This is a genomic window from Arthrobacter sp. JCM 19049, from assembly GCF_001310435.1.
Map to the genome: position 1 here is coordinate 1 of NZ_BAXF01000882.1, position 618 is coordinate 618.

The 618-nt window shown below is 68.4% G+C and carries 1 protein-coding gene and 1 pseudogene; both read right to left on the reverse strand.

Annotation, left to right across the window (positions count from 1 at the left end):
* Positions 1-390 (reverse strand): DUF4194 domain-containing protein (locus tag JCM19049_RS16895; protein ID WP_279403493.1); only part of this gene is annotated, 390 nt, incomplete at its 3' end.
* Positions 387-618: pseudogene (locus JCM19049_RS16900) on the reverse strand (DUF3375 domain-containing protein); the annotation flags it as partial. The gene JCM19049_RS16895 and the pseudogene JCM19049_RS16900, both read right to left, overlap by 4 nt.

Below are 618 nucleotides of genomic sequence, written 5' to 3' on the forward strand. Positions count from 1 at the left end.
GGTGCGCGAAATGACCGCGTCGGTGCCGCTGCCCGAATGCTGTTCCAGCAGCAGGCGCAGGCGCAGCGCCAGCAGCGTCTCGTCCCGCTTCAGGCCACGGCGCGGGGCGATCGGGGCCGAATGCGGCAAATCCACGTCCACCGGGCTGAGCATCGCGATCTTGCGTTCGGGATCGATGCTCAACCCCAGGAAGATTTCCGAGACGTACCCGATGATCGCGGCGCGCTGATCCAGCAGCAGCTGCCAGCCGGCCGGGTCCACCGCGCCGTCCAGGTAGGGCCCGCGCAGCAGCTTGACCAGCAGCTGGCGCAGCTGCACCGGGAAGGAACCGGTATCGCCGTCGAACAGGGGCTCGGTGATCGTTTCGGGGTTCACGGTGCTGGTGCTCATAGCGGCTCCTTGGTAAAGCTCAGTGCGGGCAGCAGGGCGGTGCGGGTGCTGCCATCGACCTGGAAGTATTCGACCGGGTGCAGTTCGGCGGGGCTCAGCGCCTCACCGTTGGTCCGTCCGATCTCGATCAGCGCCCTGATGGTGTTCAGGTGCCGGTGCTCGGCCGGCAGCCGCGTGTACAGCTGGTGCAGCGCCACCGGGGCGTTGCCGGCGTCCTCCAGCCGGTGC